Origin of the sequence: Nocardioides cavernae (assembly GCF_013410035.1) — a bacterium.
Lineage (GTDB): Bacteria > Actinomycetota > Actinomycetes > Propionibacteriales > Nocardioidaceae > Nocardioides > Nocardioides cavernae_A.
Map to the genome: position 1 here is coordinate 282,110 of NZ_JACCBW010000004.1, position 13,671 is coordinate 295,780.

The 13,671-nt window shown below is 73.4% G+C and carries 11 protein-coding genes; all 11 read right to left on the reverse strand.

Features of this window, described 5'->3' with window-relative positions:
- Positions 1–100 precede the first annotated feature (100 nt).
- Positions 101–889 (reverse strand): cell division protein FtsQ/DivIB, encoded by a 789-nt coding sequence (locus tag F4692_RS18000; protein ID WP_179621089.1) that lies wholly within the window; start codon positions 887–889, stop codon positions 101–103.
- Positions 890–2,302, reverse strand: coding sequence for a UDP-N-acetylmuramate--L-alanine ligase (gene murC, locus F4692_RS18005; protein ID WP_179621090.1), 1,413 nt, complete (start codon positions 2,300–2,302; stop codon positions 890–892). It abuts the gene before it with no gap.
- Positions 2,299–3,378, reverse strand: coding sequence for an undecaprenyldiphospho-muramoylpentapeptide beta-N-acetylglucosaminyltransferase (gene murG / locus F4692_RS18010; protein WP_179621091.1), 1,080 nt, complete (start codon positions 3,376–3,378; stop codon positions 2,299–2,301). The genes murC and murG overlap by 4 nt, the downstream gene beginning before the upstream one ends.
- A 10-nt stretch (positions 3,379–3,388) precedes the next feature.
- Positions 3,389–4,720, reverse strand: coding sequence for a putative lipid II flippase FtsW (ftsW, locus tag F4692_RS18015; RefSeq protein WP_179621092.1), 1,332 nt, complete (start codon positions 4,718–4,720; stop codon positions 3,389–3,391).
- Positions 4,721–4,753: 33 nt separating this feature from the next.
- On the reverse strand, positions 4,754–6,235 hold the full coding sequence (murD, locus tag F4692_RS18020) for a UDP-N-acetylmuramoyl-L-alanine--D-glutamate ligase (protein ID WP_179621093.1): 1,482 nt from the start codon (positions 6,233–6,235) through the stop codon (positions 4,754–4,756).
- Positions 6,228–7,340, reverse strand: coding sequence for a phospho-N-acetylmuramoyl-pentapeptide-transferase (gene mraY, locus F4692_RS18025; RefSeq protein WP_179621094.1), 1,113 nt, complete (start codon positions 7,338–7,340; stop codon positions 6,228–6,230). The genes murD and mraY overlap by 8 nt, the downstream gene beginning before the upstream one ends.
- Positions 7,337–8,731, reverse strand: a complete 1,395-nt coding sequence (locus F4692_RS18030) for a UDP-N-acetylmuramoyl-tripeptide--D-alanyl-D-alanine ligase (protein WP_179621095.1) — start codon at positions 8,729–8,731, stop codon at positions 7,337–7,339. Before F4692_RS18030 ends, mraY begins: the two co-directional genes overlap by 4 nt.
- Positions 8,728–10,272 (reverse strand): UDP-N-acetylmuramoyl-L-alanyl-D-glutamate--2,6-diaminopimelate ligase, encoded by a 1,545-nt coding sequence (locus F4692_RS18035; RefSeq protein ID WP_308645367.1) that lies wholly within the window; start codon positions 10,270–10,272, stop codon positions 8,728–8,730. Before F4692_RS18035 ends, F4692_RS18030 begins: the two co-directional genes overlap by 4 nt.
- A 17-nt stretch (positions 10,273–10,289) precedes the next feature.
- Positions 10,290–12,068, reverse strand: coding sequence for a peptidoglycan D,D-transpeptidase FtsI family protein (locus F4692_RS18040; RefSeq protein WP_308645368.1), 1,779 nt, complete (start codon positions 12,066–12,068; stop codon positions 10,290–10,292).
- Between the two features lie 91 nt (positions 12,069–12,159).
- Entirely contained in the window at positions 12,160–12,681 is a 522-nt protein-coding gene (gene ftsL, locus F4692_RS18045) for a cell division protein FtsL (RefSeq protein ID WP_179621096.1), read from the reverse strand.
- Positions 12,678–13,667 carry a 16S rRNA (cytosine(1402)-N(4))-methyltransferase RsmH gene (gene rsmH / locus F4692_RS18050; RefSeq protein ID WP_179621097.1) on the reverse strand — a complete coding sequence of 330 codons (990 nt, stop codon included), beginning with the start codon at positions 13,665–13,667 and terminating at the stop codon, positions 12,678–12,680. The genes ftsL and rsmH overlap by 4 nt, the downstream gene beginning before the upstream one ends.
- Positions 13,668–13,671: the final 4 nt, after the last annotated feature.

The window sequence follows — 13,671 nt, forward strand, 5'->3', positions numbered from 1 at the left end:
ACCTCGCCTTTCGAGAGACAGTAGGCAGCGCAGGCCTCGAAACCCGGGCGGACACGCCCACCACCCTCGACTCGCCGGACTTTCTTCCGGCCGGGACCGCTCAGGGGCGGTAGGTCGGGTTCCCCGGCACGCTGACGTCGTAGTAGGACGCCTGCTGGGCGGCGAGGAGCTTGTCCACGACGTCCGCCTTGAGCGCGGACTCCTCGGCGCTCCCCCACAGCACCTCGCGCTGGTCGCGCAGCACCAGCGTGATCTGGTCGACGGTCTCGACCTCGACGTGGTCCACCCGCCCGACCAGGTCCTCCGGCAGGGCCGACACGACGGTCGCGGCCTCCTTGAGGGCGTCGGTCCCCGCCTCGGCGCCCGGTCGGACGCGTGGCATCCCCGGAGGCACCCGCTTGTACTCGCGGAACACCACGCCGTCGGCGTCCAGCCCGCGGATCCGGCCGCCCAGTTCGACGACGGCGACCGCCGTACGCTCGACCACCGCGATGCGGACCTCGTCGGGCCAGGTGCGCGAGACGTCGACCGACTCGACCTCGGCGAGCGCTCCCACCCGGGCGTCGGCGCGCGCGAGGTCGACGAGGGCGAGCTGCTCGCCGACCGGCACGTCGGCCACCTCGCGGATGCGCGCGTCGCTGAGCAGGTCGTTGCCGACCACCTGGACGCGCTTGACCTGCAAGGTGGCGGAGAAGAACACCAGGTGGACCGACGTGCCGACGAGCGCGACCACGACCAGGAGCGCGAGGACGTAGCGCAGCGACAGCCACCTACGCGCCCACTGGCGCCTCGCGAAGCGGCGCCGCGTGCGCTGGGCGGTGCGCTCGGCGCGCGGGTCGGGAACGGCCGGCGTGGACCCGGTGCGCTCCTGCTCGTCCGTCCGGTCCACTCACGCACCCCCGAGGAGGTCGAGCACCTGCGGCCCGACGGTGGTGATGTCGCCGGCGCCGAGGGTGATGACGAGGTCACCGGGTCGCGAGCGCTCGGCGAGCGCCTGCGCCGCCGCACCGAGGCCGGAGACGTAGGTGACGTGCTGGGCCGGGAGGGGTACGGCGTCGGCGACGAGCAGTCCGGTGACGGCGGGGTCGGGTTCCTCGCGGGCGACGTAGACGTCGAGGACGACGACCTCGTCGGCGGCGCCGAGCTCGACGCCCATCGCCGCACCGAAGATGCGGGTGCGGGAGACGAGGTGGGGCTGGAAGGCGGCGACCACCCGCCCCTCGCCGGCCAGGGCGCGGGCGGCCTCGAGATCGCCGCGGATCTCGACGGGGTGGTGGGCGTAGGAGTCGTAGACGCGCACGCCGCCGACCTCGCCCTTGAGCTCCATGCGGCGTCCGGTGCCGGTGAACCCGCCCAGTCCGTCGACGAGCGGCGCGAAGCCGAGGCCGAGCCGCAGGCCGAGCGCCAGCGCGGCGGCGGCGTCGAGGACGTAGTGGCGTCCGGGGATCCGCAGCCGCAGGTCTCCGAGGTCCGCTCCCCCGTGCGAGACGCGGCACGTCGACGTCGACCCGTCGAGGACGAGGTCGTGCACGCGGAGGTCGGCGTCGGCGGACTCACCGACCGTCACGGCGTCGAGGCCCTGCTCGCGGGCGTGCCGCGCGAGCTGCGCGGCGCCGGGGTCGTCGAGGACGACCACGAGGAAGCCCGACGGGTCGATCGTGGCCACGAAGTCCTCGAAGGCCCGGTGGTAGGCCTCCTCGGTGCCCCAGTTGTCGAGGTGGTCGGCCTCGACGTTGGTCACGATCGCGGCGTGCGGTCGGTAGTGCAGGAAGGCGCCGTCGCTCTCGTCGGCCTCGGCGACGAACAGGTCGTCGCTGCCGGCGTCGGCGTTGCGGCCCGTCGCGGTGAGGACCCCGCCGACGGCGTACGACGGGTCGACGCCCGCGGCCAGCAACGCCGAGGTGAGCAGGCCGGTCGTCGTGGTCTTGCCGTGGGTGCCGGCGACGGCGAGCACGCGTGAACCGGCCATCACGGCCGCCAGGCCGGCCGAGCGGGGCAGGATCCGCAGACCGCGTCGCCGTGCCTCGAGCACCTCGGGGTTGTCCTCGCGGGCGGCGGTGGTGACGACCAGAGTGTCCGCGTCGGCGACGTGCGCCGCGTCGTAGCCCAGGTGGCAGGTCACGCCGAGCTCGCGCAGGGCGGGCAGGAACGGGGTGTCGTGGTCGTCGCTGCCGGTGACCGGGACTCCCTGCCTCGCCATGATGCGGGCGATGGCGGAGATCCCGGCGCCGCCGATGCCGACGCAGTGGACACGCCCCAGCTCGGCGGCCGGGAGGAGCTCGTCGGGGACGGGGATCTTCATCGCGCACGCACCCCCGCGTCGAGCACGATGCGGGCGAGCTTCTCGTCGGCGTCGAGCGGGATGACGCCGCGGGCGGCGGCTCCCATCGACGAGAGCCGCTCTGCGTCGGTGAGCAGGCCGGGCACGCTGGCGCCGACCCACTCGGGGGTGAGTGCGCCGTCGGCGACGAGCAGGCCGCCGCCGGCGTCGACGACGGGGCGGGCGTTGAGGGCCTGCTCGCCGTTGCCGATCGGCAGCGGGACGTAGATCGCGGGGAGGCCGACCCCGGACACCTCGGTGACGGTGTTGCTGCCAGCGCGGCACAGGACCGCGTCGGCCGCGGCGTACGCCAGGTCCATGCGGTCGACGTAGTTGAGGACGACGTAGGGCACGTCCGCCGACGGGACCTCGAGGTCGTGCTTGGGGCCGACGACGTGCAGCACCTGCACGCCCGCGTCGGCCAGCACCGGAGCGGCGCCCGACACGGCGCCGTTGATCCGCGCGGCGCCCTGGGAGCCGCCGGTGACGAGGAGGACGGGCAGGTCCGCGCGCAGCCCGAAGGTGCCCAGCGCCTCGGCGCGCAGGGCACCGCGGTCCATCGAGGAGATGAGGCGACGGATGGGCAGGCCGGTGCAGACGGCGTGCGGCAGCGCCGTGTCGGGGAAGCTCGTGGCGACGTGCCGGGTCATCCGCGCCCCGAGCTTGTTGGCGACTCCGGGGATGGCGTTGCCCTCGTGCACCACGATCGGCACGTCCCGCTTGCGCGCCGCGAGGTAGGCCGGGACCGAGACGTAGCCGCCGAACCCGACCACGACGTCGGGACGCACCCGGTCGACCACCGCGAGCGCAGCCGCGCGGGCGGCGCGCAGGCGGGTGGGCGTACGCAGCAGCTCGGGGCCGGGTCGACGCGGCAGCGGCACGCGCGGGACGTACTCCAGGGGCAGGCCCGCCTCGGGGACCAGCCGCGCCTCGAGCCCCTCGCGAGTCCCGAGGCAGGTGACCTCCGTCGCCGGGTCGAGGCGGCGCAGGGCGTCGGCGGTGGCGAGCAGGGGCGAGGTGTGGCCGGCGGAGCCGCCGCCGGCGAGAAGGACGCGCATCAGCCCCAATCTAGCGAGGGGCGTCGGACGGAGCGGCAGCGGAGCGGGCACTCGCGCCGGCGGCGGCCAGACCGGCGGAACGGTCCCGCCTGCGGGCCGCGAGCGCGGCAGCGGCCTCCGGCTCGCGACGCGCGAAGCCGATGAGCAGGCCGAGCGCCACGAGCGAGGGCAGCAGCGCGGAGCCGCCGTAGGACACGATCGGCAGCGGGATGCCGATGACGGGCAGGACCGCTAGGACCATGCCGACGTTGATCATCATCTGGCCGAGCAACCACACCACGATGCCGAAGGTGGCGTAGCGGACGAAGGGGTCCTGGGTGCTCAGCGCGACCCGGATGGCGGCGTAGGCGATCGTGAAGAACAGGGCGACGACCAGCAGCGTGCCGACCAGCCCGAGCTCCTCGCCGAGCACGGCGAAGATGTAGTCGGTGTGCGCCTCCGGCAGGTCTCCCCACTTCTGGGTCGAGGCGCCGATGCCCTGGCCGAACCACCCGCCGCTGGACAGGGCGTAGAGGCCGTGCGCGGGCTGCCAGCCGGTGTCGGTGTAGTCCTTGAACGGGTCGGTGAAGTGGGTGATGCGCTTGAGCCGCTCGGGGTCCATCGCAGCGAGCGCCGCGGCGGCGGCGCCGAGCACCGAGATGCTGAGGACGAACAGGCGCATGGGTGCGCCCACCACCCAGAGCATCCCGAGCATGATGATGCCGAGCACCATCGCGGTGCCGAGGTCACGACCGACGAGGACCAGGCCGATGACGGCGAGCAGGCCGGGCACCACGGGGACGAGCAGGTGGTGCAGCTCGCGGAGACGACGCTCCTTGTGGGCGTAGATGTTGGCCGCCCACAGGACGATGGCCAGCTTGGCCACCTCGGCCGGCTGCATGGTGAACGGACCGACCTGCAGCCAGTTCTTGTTGCCGTTGATCAGGACGCCGAAGCGCGCGACGAGGCCGAGCAGGACGAGCGCGAAGAGGAAGCTGGGATAGGCCAGCCGGCGGACGTGCTTGAGCGGCATCCGTGACGCCACCCAGGCGCACGGCACGCCGACCGCGACCCAGAGCAGCTGGCGCTTCACGACGGCGTAGGAGTCGTCGTAGGTGAGGTAGGACCGGACGCTGGACGCGCTGAGCACCATGATCAGGCCGATGGTGAGCAGCAGCGCGGACGCGCCGAGGAGCAGGTAGTAGGAGGCGAGCGGCTTGTCGGCCGCCTCGCGCACCGAGCGCGTCCCGTTGGAGACGGCGGCGCGGGAGGAGCGCCAGGCGGCGACGACGCCCGAGCCGAGCGGGGGGCGCACCTTGGCGGGCGCCTCGGTGCCGACGTCCTCGGGGTTCGCGGTGGTCATCTCGCGTCTCCCCTCGGGTGCGGTCGGGTGGGTCTAGTCGGTGCGGGCGATCCGGCGGTGCACGGCTGCGGCGAACGCGTCGCCGCGGGCGCCGTAGTCGGTGAACATGTCCATGGAGGCACAGCCCGGCGCCAGCAGCACCGTGTCACCGGACCTGGCGAGCCCGGCGGCGGCGTCGACCACGCGCTCCATCGGCTCCCCAGTCTCGTCGGCGCCCACGTCGATGACCGGCACATCGGGCGCGTGTCGCGAAAGTGCGTCGGCGACCACCTGCCGGTCGCGGCCGAGCAGCACGACGCCGCGCAGCCGGTCGCGGACGGCGAGGACGAGGTCGTCGAAGCGGGCGCCCTTGGCGAGCCCGCCGGCCACCCACACCACGTCGTCGAAGGCCGCCAGCGAGGACTGGGCGGCGTGGGGGTTGGTGGCCTTGGAGTCGTCGACCCAGGTGACGCCGTCGGCCTCGGCGACGTGCGCGATGCGGTGGCCGTCGGGGCGGAAGGCGCGCAGCCCGTCGCGCACGGCCTGCTGGCTCACGCCGTGGGCGCGGGCGAGGGCGGCGGCGGCGAGGGCGTTGGCGACGACGTGCGGGGCGGGCGAGGCCAGGTCGGCCAGCGTGCACAACTCGGCCGCGCTGCTCGCGCGCTCCTCGATGAAGGCCCGGTCGACGAGCAGGTCCTCGACGACCCCGACGTCGCCGGACGACGGCGTGCCGAGGGTGAAGCCGACCGCCCGCGCGCCCTCGACGACCTCGGCCTCCCGGACCATCTCCTCCGTGGCCGGGTCGGCGAGGTTGTAGACGCACGCACGCTGCACGCGCTCGTAGATGCGGGCCTTGTCGGCGGCGTACTGCTCCATGCCGGTGGGCCCGCCCGGCTCGTCGGCGTACCAGTCGAGGTGGTCCTCGGCGACGTTGAGCACGACGGCCGACTCGGCGGACATCGAGTGGGTGTAGTGGAGCTGGAAGCTGGAGAGCTCGACGGCGAGCGCGTCGTAGGGCTCGGGGTCCATCACGGCCTCGACGATCGGGAGGCCGACGTTGCCGACGGCGACGGCGCGCAGGCCGGCGGCGCGCAGGATCGACTCCAGCATCTGCACGGTGGTGGTCTTGCCGTTGGTGCCGGTGACCGCGAGCCACGGAGCGGCGTTCTCCGGGTCGCGCAACCGCCAGGCGAGCTCGACCTCGCCCCAGACGGGGACGCCACGCTCCACGGCCTGCGCCAGCAACGGCGACGAGGGCCGCCACCCGGGCGAGGTGACCACGAGGTCCACCTCGTCGGGCAGGGTGTCGGTGGCGCCGGGCTCGAGGCGGACCGTGGCCCCGAGGGTCTCGAGGAGGCGGGCCTTCTCGGCCTTCTCCTCCGAGGTGGACTCGTCGAGCGCGGTGACCTGCGCGCCGAGGAAGAGCAGGTTGTCGGCGGCAGCGAAGCCGGACACCCCGAACCCGGCGACCACGACACGTGTGCCGGACCAGTCGCTGGCCCGGCCCAGGGACTGGACGTCGCGCGACTCAGCCAATGCCGGCGACCCACTCGGCGTAGAAGATGCCGAGGCCGGTGGCCACGGCGAGGCCGGTGATGATCCAGAAGCGGATCACGATGGTCACCTGCTCCCAGCCCAGCATCTCGAAGTGGTGGTGCAGCGGGGTCATGCGGAAGACGCGATGTCCGGGCTGGACGCGGAAGATGCTCCGGAACAGGCCGCTCGCGCGGCTCGCCTTGAAGACCGAGACCTGGATCATCACCGAGACGGTGACGGCGACGAAGAGGCCGCCGATGATGACCAGGAGGAGCTCCGTGCGGGTCATGATCGCGAAGCCGGCCATCGCGCCGCCGAGGGCGAGGGAACCGGTGTCGCCCATGATGATCTGCGCCGGCGAGGCGTTCCACCACAGGAAGCCGAAGCAGGCTCCGGTGATGGCCGCGGCGACGACGGCGAGGTCGAGCGGGTCGCGCACCTCGTAGCACTTGGGCCCGGCCTCGAGGGCGCAGGACTGGCTGTTCTGCCAGATGTTGACGAGCGTGTAGGCCGCGAAGACCAGGATCGAGGAGCCCGCGGCGAGGCCGTCGAGGCCGTCGGTGAGGTTGACGGCGTTGCTGAACCCGGTGACGAAGAACCAGATCAGCACCAGCGCCAGGACCATCGGCAGCGCGAAGCCCTCGTAGTCGCGGATGAAGGAGATGTGGTCCGACGCCGGGCGCCAGCCCCGCTCGTCCTCCAGCACGGGCGACAGCGCGAGGAAGCCGAAGACGACCGCGACGAGGGTCTGGCCGATCATCTTGGCCCGGCTGCGCAGGCCGAGGTTGTGCTGCCGACTCACCTTGAGGAAGTCGTCGAGGAACCCGACCGTGCCGAGGCCGACGAAGAGGAAGAGCAGCAGCAGCGCCGACGCGGTGGGCGCCGAGCCCGTGATCACCTTGGCGGCGATGTAGCCGACCACCGTCGCCAGCACGATCACCGCGCCACCCATGGTGGGCGTGCCGCGCTTCGTGTGGTGGGTGGTCGGGCCGTCGTCACGGATCGGCTGGCCGAACCCCTGCCGCGTGAAGAACCGGATCGCGTACCTCGTGCCGAGCAGCGAGATCAGCAGCGAGAGTCCTCCTCCGAACAGGATGGCTCTCATGTGGTGCGTCTCCCTTCCTTGCCGTCCCCGGTGAGGAGGTCGTCGGCGATCACTTCCAGCGCGGCCCCCCGTGATGCCTTCACCAGGACGACATCAGCAGCCGAGACATTGTGCCGCAGCCACGCGACGGCCTCGTCACGCCCCGCCGTGGTGATGGTCACTCCCCCGCCTGCCGCGCCGGCGTACCCCTCCGAGATGGCATCCGCCGCGGGCCCGACGGTGAGCAGGACGTCGACGCCCTGGTCCGCGACGAAGCGGCCGACGTCGCGGTGCGCGCCGAGCGCGCCGGCACCGAGCTCGAGCATGGTCCCCAGGACGGCGATCGTGCGCCGCCCGCTGCGCTCCCCCATCCCGGCGAGGGTCTCGACGGCCGCCTTCATCGACTCGGGATTGGCGTTGTAGGCGTCGTTGACGACGACCAGCCCGTCGGCACGCTCGCCGACCTCCATCCGCCAGCGACTGGCGGGGAGGGCGTCGGCGAGCGAGTCGGCGACCGTGTCGAGGTCGAGCCCGGCGGCGAGCGCCATGGCCGCCGCGGCCGAGGCGTTGCGCCACTGGAAGGCGCCGACCTGGGCGAGGTGGACCGAGGCGTACGCCCCCCGGTGCGCGAGCACGAACGACTGGCGGCCGAGGTCGTCGGTCGTGATCTCGCTGACGGCCACGTCGGCGCCGGTCGTGCCGAAGGTCCGGACCGTGGCACCGGTCCGGGGGGCCATCGCCGCGACCATGTCGTCGTCGGCGTTGAGGACGGCCGTCCCCGCGGGCGGCAGCGACTCGATGATCTCGCCCTTGGCGACGGCGATGGCCTCACGGCTGCCGAACTCGCCGATGTGCGCGGTGCCGACGTTGAGCACGGCCGCGATCCTCGGTGGGGCGATCGCGCACAGCCGGGCGATGTGCCCGACGCCGCGGGCGCCCATCTCCACCACGAGGTAGCGCGTCTCGGGCGTCGCCCGCAGGACGGTCAGCGGCACACCGAGCTCGTTGTTGAAGTTGCCCCGCGTCGCGACGGTCGGTCCGGACTCGGACAGGACGTGCGCGAGGTAGTCCTTGGTGCCGGTCTTGCCCTGGGATCCCGTCATCGCCAGCACGACCACGTCGGGCAGCCGGTCGACGACGTGGCGCGCGAGGAGGCCGAGGGCCGCGGTCGCGTCCGGGACCACGATGGTCGGCAGCTCGGTCGGGCGGCTGCCCAGCACGGCGACCGCTCCGGCCGCCCCCGCCGCGGCGACGAAGTCGTGGCCGTCGACGCGCTCGCCGGCGATCGCGACGAACAGGCCGGACGGCTCCGGGGTCCGGGTGTCGATGAACGCGCCGCCGGTCACGACGGCGTCGCCGTGGGCGACCCCGCCGACGACCTCGGCGATCTCCGCGAGCGTCATCTCGATCATGCGTCACGCTCCTCGAGGACCGCCCGGACCTCGTCGGCGGCGACGAGGCGGTCGTCGAAGGGGTGCACCACGCCCCGGACCTCCTGGCCGGTCTCGTGCCCCTTGCCGGCGACCAGCACGACGTCGCCGGTGCGGGCACGGCGTACGGCCTCGCGGATCGCGAGCCTGCGGTCACCGACCTCGAGCACCTCGGCGGTGCCGTCCACGGTCCCGTCGAGGACCGCCGAGCGGATCGCCGCCGGGTCCTCGGTGCGCGGGTTGTCGTCGGTGACCACCACGACGTCGGCGAGGCGGGCGGCGATCTCGCCCATGACGGGCCGCTTCAGCGTGTCGCGGTCCCCGCCGGCGCCGACGACCGCGATGACCCGGCCGTCGGTCAGCGGACGCAGCGTCGTGAGGACGGCCTCGAGGGCATCGGGCTTGTGGGCGTAGTCGACGACCAGCGTCCAGTCCTGGCCGGCCGCGACCTGCTCGAGGCGGCCGGGCACGCCGCCGACGCGGGCGATGCCGTCGGCCACCACCTGCGGGTCGAGTCCGGAGAGCGCGGCCGCGGCGATGGCGGCCAGCGCGTTGGCGACGTTGAACTCGCCGGGGATGCCGACCGCGGCGCGCACCTCGACACCCGGCCCGAGGACGGTGAAGGTCGCCCCGCCCGCCGTGAGGTCGACGTCGACGGCGCGCCAGTCGGCGTCCGCGCCGCGCGAGGAGCAGGTCGACATCGGGATGCCGGCCACGTCGAGCAGTCGCCGCCCGTGCTCGTCGTCGACGTTGGTCAGGCCCGTGCGGGCGCGCTCCGGGGTGAAGAGGCCCGCCTTCGCGGCGAAGTAGTCCTCGACCGTGTCGTGGAAGTCGAGGTGGTCACGCCCGAGGTTGAGGAACACCGCCACGTCGAACACCACGCCGTCGACGCGGCCCATCACCAGTGCGTGGCTCGAGACCTCCATCGCGCAGGTGTCGACGCCGCGCTCGCGCATGACCGCGAAGAGCCCGTGCAGGTCGGGCGCCTCCGGTGTGGTCAGCTGCGTCCGGACGTCCTCCCCCGCGATGCGGGTGCCGACGGTGCCGATGACCGCCGACGTGACCCCGGACGCGGTGAGCCCCTGCTCGAGCAGGCGGGTGGTGGTGGTCTTGCCCTGGGTGCCGGTGACGCCGATGGTGCGCAGCGCCGCGGCGGGCTCGCCGTAGAGGTGCGCCGCGAGCCGGCCGAGCACGCGGCGGGGCGCGGGGACCACGATCGCCGCGGTGCCCGGAGGCAGTCGGTCGAGGCCGGCGGCGTCGGTGAGCACCGCCACGGCACCGGCCGACAGCGCCTGGTCGGCGAAGTCCGCACCGTGCGAACGCGCGCCGGGCAGCGCGGCGTACAGGTCACCCGGGCGGATCCGCGCGGTGCTCAACGAGATGCCGGACACCGACGCGCCGAGGTCGCCGTGGACGGAGACGTTGGTCAGGCCGCCCAGCCAGTCGGCGAGGGCCGCCGCGGGGGTCGACGGAGCCGTGCGGGGTCGGGTCGCGGCCGGCATCTCGTGCAGGTCCTCGTCCACCGACCGAGCGTATCGACTCACCACTCCACGGGCAGACGCGACGGCGTGCCGTTGGTCGGCTCGACGCCGTAGCGGCCCAGGACGTAGCCCATGATCCGGGAGAAGACCGGCCCGGCCACCGAGCCGCCGCCGCCGTCGACCTTCGGCGCGTGGACGACGACGTAGACGGTGAACCGGGCGTCGTCGGCCGGCGCGAAGCCGCCGAACGACAGCGACGTGCTGTCGTAGAGGCCCGTCTCGGGGTTGACCCGCTGGGCGGTGCCGGTCTTGCCGGCGACGAGGTAGCCGGGGACCTGGGCCCGGGGGGCGACGCCGTCCTCGGGGTCGACGACCTTCTCCATCATCTTCGCCGTGCCGCGGGCGGCCTGCTTGCTGACGACGCGGGTGCGGGTGGCGACGTCGGTGCCGACCGTGACCCCGTCGTCGGTGACGGCCGAGCCCGCGATGACGCTGGGCGAAACCCGGACGCCGCCGTTGGCGATCGTGTTGACCGCGGCGGCCATCTGCAGGACGTTGACCGACAGCGACTGCCCGAACGCGACGCGGTCCTTGGTCTGCGAGGTCATCGCCTCGCCGGCCGTCAGGATGCCGGGGGTCTCGCCGCGGACGCCGACGTCGGTGCGCTGGCCCAGCCCGAACGCGCGGAGGTACTGCACGAGCTCGACGGGCGAGAACGCGTCGGCGGCCAGCACGGTGCCGATGTTCGAGGACTTGGCGATGATGCCCGCCAGCGTCAGCCGGATGGTGCCGTGGTCGAACCAGTCGCCGATGACGCGGTCCTGGCGCGCGAGGTTGGGCGGGACCTTGAACCTCTGGCGCGGGAACGCCTTGCCCGCGTCGATGAGGGACGCGGCGGTGAGCACCTTCTGCACCGAGCCGGGCTCGTAGGTGTCGCTCATCGCGCGCGAGCCGAGGTCGTCCTCCGAGCGCGCCTCGGTGGGGGCGTTGGCGTCGAAGGTCGGCACGTCGGCGAGCGCGAGGACCTCGCCGGTGCGGGTGTCGAGCACCACGGCGGCGCCGCTCTCGGCCTTGTACTGCTGGACCGCCTGGGCGAGCACCTTCTGGGTGAACCACTGGAGGTCGCGGTCGATGGTGGTGCGCAGAGGCTGACCGTTCTGCGCGGCCTTGAGGGTGCTCTCGCGCAGCGGGATCCGTACGCCCTTGCCGGAGTTGGACTGCCAGGTCGCCTCGCCGTCGACGCCGGCGAGCTGCTTGTCGAAGGTCCGCTCGAAGCCGCCGAGCGGCTCGTCGGTGCCCATGTAGCCGAGCAGGTTGGCCGCGACGTCACCGGAGGGGTAGTCGCGGATCGGGTCGTCCTGCAGCGAGATGCCCGTGAAGCCGGCGGCGTCGAGCTCGGCGAGGGTGTCGCTGGCGAGGGTGCTGGGCACGCGGCGCGCGACGTACTCGTAGCGGCTGCCCTCCTTGCGGCCGCGCAGGGCCGTGAGGGCCTTGAAGTAGTCGATGGAGAGCCGCTCGGAGAGCAGCTGCGCGAGCTCGGTCGCCCTGTCGGCCGTGAGGCTCGGGTCGGCGATCACCATCTTGCCCTTGATCGAGTCGGCCAGCGGGACGCCGTTGCGGTCGAGGATGTCGCCGCGCTCGGCCTCCAGCGTCACGCGCACACCGCCCTCGGCGGCGGCGCGGAGGGCGTACGACTGCGGGTCCACGCCCTGCAGCTGCACGAGGCGCGCGCCGAAGAAGGAGAGGACGACCGCGATGAGCAGGAACCCCACGCGCAGGCGCAGCAGGGGCGCGCCGCGCGATGCTCCGCGTCTGCCCGTGGTGCGGGTGCTCGGCACTGGTTCTCCCTCATCTCGCGGCCGCTCCCCTGCGGGGCGGGCTGTCGTCAGGCTAGGGCGGCGAGGTCGCGGATCCGCGCGACCGCGCCGGTCATCGGTTGCGGTTCTTGCGTTGCTCGGTGGTCGGCACGGCCGGCACCTCCACGACCACCGGGGCCGGGGCGAGGTTGGCCGGCAGGATCGGCGCAGGCGGGTCGAGGTCGAGCGCGTTCTCGCGCGTCGTCGGCGTCCGGGCGCCGACGGTCTTGCCGGTCTCGAGGTCGAGGAAGACCGGAGCGGAGGGGATCACCATCCCCATCGCCTGGGCCTCGGTCGCGACCCGCTGCGGGTTGCGGAGCTCGTCGAGCTCCATCCGGAGGGTCTGCTCGCGGGCCGCGAGGGTGTCGGCCTGGTCCTCGAGGGACGACGCGGTGAAGGAGGCCTGCTGCATGGAGGTGTTGAAGAGGAGCAGCCCGACGATCCCGGCGAGGAGGACGAGGCTCACGAGCGTCATGAACGGCACCCGCGGGGCCCGGGTGCGCACCCGCGGCACCACGGTGAGGCGCGCCTTGTCGACGGCCTCCTGCGCGATGCGGGTGACCCGGGTGCGTGGCTGGAGTGCGGGACTGCTCATCTGACGACTCCTGGGGAAGAAGGGCGCGAGGAGGTGGACGGGGGCAGGACGCGCTCGACCGCGCGGAGACGGACGGACGCGGCGCGTGGGTTCTCGGCGATCTCGGACTCGTCGGCCTGCTCGGCACCCCGCGTGACGAGACGCAGCGCCGGCTCGGCGCCCTCGGGGACGAACGGCAGGTCCGGTGGGACGTCGAGGCGCGTGGCGTCGGCGAAGGCACGCTTCACGAGCCGGTCCTCGAGGGAGTGGTAGGCCTCCACGACCACGCGACCGCCGACCCCGATGGCCTCGATCGAGGCGGGGATCGCACGGCGCAGCACGGCGAGCTCGTCGTTGACGGCCATCCGGAGCGCCTGGAAGGTCCGCTTCGCCGGGTGGCCGCCGGTGCGTCGTGCGGGTGCCGGGATCGTGGCGTAGAGCAGCTCGACCAGGTCGGCGCTCGTGGTGAACGGCGTCGTCTCGCGACGGCGTACGACCTCGCGCGCGATCCTGCTGGCGAACTTCTCCTCGCCGTACTCCCGCAGGATGCGGGTCAGCTCCTGGGCGGAGGCGGTGTTGAGCAGGTCGGCGGCGGTGTGGCCCGTGGTCGGGTCCATCCGCATGTCGAGCGGCGCGTCCTCGGCGTAGGCGAAGCCGCGGTCGCGGACGTCGAGCTGCATCGAGGAGACCCCGAGGTCGAAGAAGATCGCGTCGACGTGGTCGAGGCCCAGCGAGGCGATGACCTCGGGCAGCTCGTCGTAGACCGCGTGGACGGCCGTGAACCGGTCGCCGTGGGCGGCGAGCCGGTCGGACGACATCGCGAGCGCCGCCGGGTCGCGGTCGATGCCGATGACCCGGGCCTGCGGCAGCCGCTCGAGGACGGCCTCGCTGTGCCCGCCGAGGCCGAGCGTGCAGTCCAGGTAGACCGAGCCGGGGGCCTCGAGCGCAGGCGCCAGCAGGGCGACGACCCGGTCGAGGAGCACCGGGGCGTGGCGGGGAGTCGTCATCTGC

Coding starts and splice junctions, on each gene's coding strand:
- murC (WP_179621090.1), bottom strand. CDS start 2,302: ATGAAGATCCCCGTCCCCGACGAGCTCCTCCCGGCCGCCGAGCTGGGG.
- murG (WP_179621091.1), bottom strand. CDS start 3,378: ATGCGCGTCCTTCTCGCCGGCGGCGGCTCCGCCGGCCACACCTCGCCC.
- ftsW (WP_179621092.1), bottom strand. CDS start 4,720: ATGACCACCGCGAACCCCGAGGACGTCGGCACCGAGGCGCCCGCCAAG.
- mraY (WP_179621094.1), bottom strand. CDS start 7,340: ATGAGAGCCATCCTGTTCGGAGGAGGACTCTCGCTGCTGATCTCGCTG.
- F4692_RS18030 (WP_179621095.1), bottom strand. CDS start 8,731: ATGATCGAGATGACGCTCGCGGAGATCGCCGAGGTCGTCGGCGGGGTC.
- ftsL (WP_179621096.1), bottom strand. CDS start 12,681: ATGAGCAGTCCCGCACTCCAGCCACGCACCCGGGTCACCCGCATCGCG.
- rsmH (WP_179621097.1), bottom strand. CDS start 13,667: ATGACGACTCCCCGCCACGCCCCGGTGCTCCTCGACCGGGTCGTCGCC.